This is a genomic window from Thermoflexus sp. (assembly GCF_025055495.1).
Taxonomy (GTDB): domain Bacteria; phylum Chloroflexota; class Anaerolineae; order Thermoflexales; family Thermoflexaceae; genus Thermoflexus.
In genome coordinates, this window is the sequence record NZ_JANWXB010000402.1 from 1 (window position 1) to 5,864 (window position 5,864).

A 5,864-nucleotide genomic window follows, 5' to 3' on the forward strand; every position below is an offset into this window, starting at 1 on the left:
GGGCCAGAGGGAGAGAGAACAGGCCCGGCGAGCGAAGAGCGACCGGCGCAACTTCTTTGTCGCCCTAGGGTGGGCAAGGCGGCCCACAACAGCCCCGGCCGCCTCATACGAATTCAGACAGCTGTCTCCCCATCTCTCACGGACTCAAGATGCAGATGAGTGCAGCCCCCAAGGCCATCCCGGCGGTAGGCAGGGCCATCGGGGGGCGGGCCGGCGGCCGCAACCCGAAAACCCACCCGTATCCCATCCACCACAGCCGGGCGCGGGCCAGCACCACCAGGGCCAGCAGCCCCGCCGCCGCCCCCAGGATCCCGGCCATCGCCGAGATCCCCATCCAGGCCTTGGCGTCCCCCCCGCCCACGCCCCCGGCCTTCCACCCCAGGTAGAAAGCGGGCCAGAGGATCAGACCCGAGAGATCCCGAAACGCGATGGCACATCCCAGCCCCATCCCCATCAGGGGGATCGCAACCAGCCGGGGGATCCGCCCCTCCGGGAGATCCCAGCAACGATCGACCCAGAGCATCACCCCCGCTGTCGATGCCAGCAGCGCCGCTCGGATCCACGCGCCCGGCTCGATCTCCATATCCGGCTGCTCCCATCGGGGTGTCCATCCCTGATGCGGCCCGATCGCCCTCTCTACGGGCTCCCCCACCACGGGAGCGGATGGGTCGGCGGTAGGTATTTCAGCCCCCCAACCTCATAATCCCCTAAGCTCTTGTATTTAACCCATTGAATGGTATGACCCTGAGTGAACAGCTCATGGAAGAGAGTGAGCGGATAGCCCGATCCGTCCTCCAGTCGAATCACCCATCCCACCATCACAAAGGACCAGTTGGGAATAATTAAACGGGGAGTTTGGAAAAAGCGCTCCACATCAGACGGAAAGTAGACATCTTCCCCCCGATGCGACGTCATCTTGGCGACCAGGGCGAACTGGTTGCTGGGCGAGCATCCGATCAGACCCTCGACGGTTGGCTCTGAGAGAGTGCGCTCCCAGAATGGGAGGAAAGACGGGGGGAAAACACCCTGCTTGGCCAAGCGGCGGGCCACATCCTGCTCGTCTGGCCACGTCGGGGCATTCGTGGGAGCCGTCAGAACTCGACCGGATTCCAGATCCACCCAGTAAACCGCACCGGCGAAGATCAGGGGCGACTCCGGGCCCGCATCCATTTCGGAGGTCCCACCCAGACGCCGGAGCGCAAAGACCGCACGCCGTCGGTCATCCGTCACGCATCCAGCCATTTCCAGGCGCATCGGCGCCTCGGCCTCGGAGTGGGATTGTCCCGAACGGATTCCCTCAAGAAGGATCTCGGGGAGAGGGAGGCGGAACGGCCCCGAAAGGATCCGATCGCCCTGGCGGAGACACAGCGCTCCGTTCTCGCCACACGGGAACCAAGGATCGTCGGGTGAAGGCGGGATCCCCCCGGAGAGCGTCTGGCCCGATCTCTTGTCGGGCTGGATCCGGAGATGAGGCGGCACCGTCTCGCACGTTGGCAGGCCGAGGGAAGCATCCAAACGGTAGTAGCAGAACGCCAGCTTTCCATCCAAGGAAGTCCAGAAGGGGCCAAAAACATCGGAGGGCCATGGGCCGATCCAGCGCTGGCCGTTGCTCAGCCATATCTCGCCATCCATCCAGGTCTTCTGATCCAGGGCCGGCCGAAAGATGAGCATCCAGTCCGCCCCCGTCTGAAACCCATCCGGCAGAGGCGCTGGGGGCCGAGAAGAGGCGATCGGACCTGGAGAGACTCGAGATGGGTCCTTCGTAGCCGTTGGGGAGGCGGCCGGGCGAACCGGCGAAGGCGTCGGCGTGCTCGGCGTCCGTGTGGGCGAGGCAACGGCCGTCGGGATGATCGGGGAGGGCGAAGGGAAGGGAGAGGGGGAGGGCCGGGCCGCTTGATCACCGGTCTGGCAACCCCACAACACCAGCGCGAGCGATCCGAGGATCCACGCCCAACGCTTCATCGCTTTCCTCCTCAGGTTTATGCTCCGTCCTGACATCCCCCGCTGCGCCATCGATGTCGGTTCAAAAAGGAACTGCACGGGTTACCCTATGGATGGCGGCTGTGGAGTATCGGCGTGAAAGGTCTTTGCGATCGATCCCCTCCAGCTTGATCCAGACACCCCCTTCGGTTTCACGGACGATCCGAACCCCGGGAAGTCCTCCGAAGGGGGCACGCGGAGCCGCCGAGGGCTGCCGGATCGAGAGGCCAGCGTAGAGCGATGGGGCGGGGGCGCCGGCTACAAGGGCATATATCCGGGCGACGGAGCGATCTGGAGTGCGGCGGACCAACGCGGTGCCCCAAGAGCGAGGGCTGCTGGGCTCCGACCGGGCCATCCGTGCGCCTCACCGGCGACGGGCGAAACCCCTTCCCCGCCTCACGGGATTATTCCGATCCCTGCCTTCTGACCCCGGGCCGCTCCGAAGAAGCCGAAGGGTAGAAGCGTAGAAACCACCAGGAATCCGGCCCAACAGCCTGATGGTTGAGGGAACGCCAGAAGTATTCCCAGGGATAGCGTTCGGAGCGGTTGTGGAAAGGGTTGTTGATCACCACATACCGCTGATTCCCTACCTCCTCCACGTGATCCACCACCACCCAGTGGGCGATCCCGTTCTCCCCTGCATGGCGCGTGCCGGTGAGCAGGCCGCCATCCCCCTCACGACGTTGCGCGGGGTCCCCAATCACCTCTTCCGCCAACAGGCCGTTAAAAACCCAACTTTCCGCCTTACGGGTGAGCTCGGAAGTGGAGCGCTTTGCGGTCACCAGGGCGATCACCCCACCGGGCCGGGATGTCGCCTCCCGCAGATGCTCCCACGCCTGCTCGGAGGGATCCCGCCCCGCCTTAAAATGCATCGTGAGGCGCTCCGCCTGGACGCCCTCGTAGGCGCGAGCGGTGCGCAGAAGATCTTGATGGGTGGTGAGGATATTAACGTGCCCTTTAGGGTTAAGTCTCGGGGTTTTCCCGGTGACTTCGACCAGCTTGTTCGCGACCTCCTGAGCGGGGATGAGCCGGCCTTGAATTCGGGAGAGCACCATGCTCAGGGCCACTGGACCGCATGCGGTTGACCAGGGCACAGGACCCGAAGGGGTCGGGAAGTCGATGCTGAACTGGTTAGCCAGCGGGCGCTGATGGGCATCCACAGCCAGCGGCGTAGTGGTCACGATTGGCCGAGGGATGGGCTCTCGAAGAAGAGCAGCGGCCTCCTGGAAGGCAGCCTCCAGACGCGCCAGGGCGCTCTCCAGCACCTGGGCCAGCCCTTCCGCCCGTTCTCCCGCCTTCGCCAGCCCGACAGCGTGCCGCCCCGCTTCCATCTCCCACCGCTGCCCCGGCACCGCCCGCACCGCCTCCGCCAGCATCCGCGACGTCCGCCTCGCCGCCTCCAGCCGTTCCGCCCATCCCTCCCGCCACCTCCTCAGCCGCTGGATCCGCTCCCGAACCTCATCCGGGTTGATCCGCAACGCCCCGCTCATCGCTGCCTCCATCGCGTCTTGAGAAAAACGAGAGAGGATTGCTGCTCAAGGATAGAGGCCCGATCCAAGCCGCAGTCCCTGCATGCCGCCAGCGGCAACTCCCAGGAGCGCGATGCATATTCGTTCATGGATATGATAGACACTGGCTCTCCAGGATTCATGGGAGCGCTGGCTCCTCCCCCACACATCCCGGATTGGCACACACCACCCCCTGTCCCTCCCGCACCGCGATGGGAATCCACAGCCACCAGGTTCCGTTCCATAACACCAGGTTAGTATGGAAGATCATATCCGGACCGTAAATGATCCCCCGACGGGGATGCATGGCGTCATAGGGATGTCCCAGCTCCCTGAGGTTCAGAACCCTGTCCTTCGTCTCGCCCTCCACCCAGCGTTTCCGTTCCACATATGTCTCCGTCACCCACTCGCCGGGACGCTCCTGGCCATTCTCGATCACGTAGCAGCCATCCCGAACATTCCTGCTCGACGTCGGACGGCAGACCCTTCGGGTTCCGGGAACGTCCTCGACCACCTTCGTCTCCACCCGGAACCGCACCTTCCACCATCGCTGGAAGTAGCCCGGAAAGGCCGGAAGCTCCCCAATCCTCCCGAAACGGACGTCCGCCGTCTGCCTGGTGTTCGGATGGGACGCGTAGGGAAAGTTCAGCTCGATCACTTGGCCAGGCGGCATCAGGGTCTGAAGGTTTCGCGTCGGGTATTCCAACCTTCCGGGGAGCAGGATGGGGTTCAGGGCGGCATCATAGTCGGGTGCTGACCACAACTGTGCTCGGAGGCAAATTGTGCCAGCCGGGACATTCCGGTCCAGCAGCTCCGCCTCGCTGAAATGGCACGGGAACGGGTGATCCTGCGGATTGCCCGGCCCCCTATTTCCTCCCCACATCCATAGACGCCAGCCCGAGTCGGCGTAGGTGGGGAAATCGCCGCCGGGGTTCCCGAGGGCGGGCGGGATCCACCGGATGCGGAAGGTGGGATGGAAGACGCCGAAGACATCCTCGCGGGCGACGAAGCCCACCGGGTAGGGCCGGGCCTGGAACTCGTGCGGGGGGGCCGTCACCCGCAGCCGGATCCGGTTGCCATAGTAGTCCACCAGCTCACAGAACCCATCGCTGGCGGAGAAGGCGGAGGCCGGGTCGCAGTATTTCCGGAAGTGCTCCGCGCCAACCGGGCACGGGCCGACGGAGTGATAGACGGGATCGCGATGGGTGATGCGACCATCACACTCCACGACCACGTTGACGACGCCGCACGTGCTCTCCCCCACAGGCACAATGATCCCCACCATCACCGGCCCCGTGCACCGCCACTGGCCCCCGCCCTCCCTTCGCTCCGATCCCCCGCCTTCCTCGATGATGGTTTCTTCCGTTGGTGGCGGGGGCGGAGGGCAGTTGTATGCATCAAAACAGCCTGAGCCATCTGAAAAAACCGGGGAAACATTGCCCAATTCGAGGAAAACCGCTGTTACGACCAGAATCAGGCTCAAGACTGTTAATAAGATGTAGCGAATGGCTCTCATCGAAGACCCCCCTCTAAGGAGCGATTTCCATAGGCTCGCTGAGCGTCCACTCCTGCAGGTTGATGCGCTCAGGGAAGAAATCTCGCAATCCGAACCTGGCTGCCAGCTCCGAACGCCGGAACCCCGGCACCCCGTAGACCTCCCAGAACCAGCTCCCATCCCCCGAAACCGAATGGATCGCCCGCTCGTAGCGAAACCGCGCGTTGCCCATCACCCAGTGCTTGCTCTGTGCATCATACAGGTATACAAACACACGGCGCACCACTGTTTCCTCTTTGGAGGACAGAACAACCCGACTGATCGACACAATCTGTCCCTTCTCCCATTGGACGACGTAAGCGGCACCCGGATAGTCCCGATACATGTAGACCACCACGGGGTAGTCGGGATCCCCCGTCCACGCCGCCGTGATCGGGGTGAGCACCTCGTCAATCCGCCGCCCTTCCCGATCGTAAAACAGGAAATCCCTTTTTTGCTGATCCGGGTAGTGGGGATAGTAAACGATATCTGGTCCGGGCTTCCAATACCAGGGGACGTTCTTCACCTCCTTCTCCACTGTGGGCTTCGGGGGGTCGCTCAGGAACAGCGAGTGCGCCACATCTCGCCAGAAACCCTGATAAACGCACAGGGGCTCGATGCGGTAGTCCGGTTTCAGCATCTGGATGGGATTGCCTGTCTTCGGATCCAGGAAGGGCCGCATCTCCACCAGCCGCCACAGCCGCGGATCATCCGGGCACAGGGGCGCGGGGGTGGGGGTAGGGGGTGCGGAAGCCGTGGCGGTAGCGATCCGCTCCGCAATCGCCGTGGCGGTGGGCGGCGCGAAGGTGGGAACGGGCTGGGGGGCGGCGGGCGGCGCCTGC

At 64.0% G+C, this 5,864-nt stretch carries 4 protein-coding genes and 1 pseudogene; all 5 read right to left on the reverse strand.

Annotated elements, in window-relative coordinates; all coding sequences use genetic code 11:
- Window positions 1-136 precede the first annotated feature (136 nt).
- Complete coding sequence (locus NZM16_RS13040) at window positions 137-583, reverse strand: hypothetical protein (protein WP_295480769.1); 447 nt, start codon at window positions 581-583, stop codon at window positions 137-139.
- Window positions 584-636: 53 nt separating this feature from the next.
- Entirely contained in the window at window positions 637-1,962 is a 1,326-nt protein-coding gene (locus tag NZM16_RS13045; RefSeq protein WP_295480771.1) for a hypothetical protein, read from the reverse strand.
- A gap of 422 nt (window positions 1,963-2,384) precedes the next feature.
- Complete coding sequence (locus NZM16_RS13050; RefSeq protein ID WP_295480773.1) at window positions 2,385-3,470, reverse strand: hypothetical protein; 1,086 nt, start codon at window positions 3,468-3,470, stop codon at window positions 2,385-2,387.
- Window positions 3,471-3,627: 157 nt separating this feature from the next.
- Complete coding sequence (locus NZM16_RS13055; protein WP_295480775.1) at window positions 3,628-5,004, reverse strand: hypothetical protein; 1,377 nt, start codon at window positions 5,002-5,004, stop codon at window positions 3,628-3,630.
- 13 nt (window positions 5,005-5,017) lie between these two features.
- Window positions 5,018-5,864 (reverse strand): annotated as a pseudogene (locus NZM16_RS13060) (hypothetical protein); the annotation flags it as partial.

Bases quoted from the DNA above. Each gene is read 5' to 3' on its own strand.
- NZM16_RS13040 (WP_295480769.1), bottom strand. From the start codon at position 583: ATGGAGATCGAGCCGGGCGCGTGGATCCGAGCGGCGCTGCTGGCATCG.
- NZM16_RS13045 (WP_295480771.1), bottom strand. From the start codon at position 1,962: ATGAAGCGTTGGGCGTGGATCCTCGGATCGCTCGCGCTGGTGTTGTGG.
- NZM16_RS13050 (WP_295480773.1), bottom strand. From the start codon at position 3,470: ATGAGCGGGGCGTTGCGGATCAACCCGGATGAGGTTCGGGAGCGGATC.
- NZM16_RS13055 (WP_295480775.1), bottom strand. From the start codon at position 5,004: ATGAGAGCCATTCGCTACATCTTATTAACAGTCTTGAGCCTGATTCTG.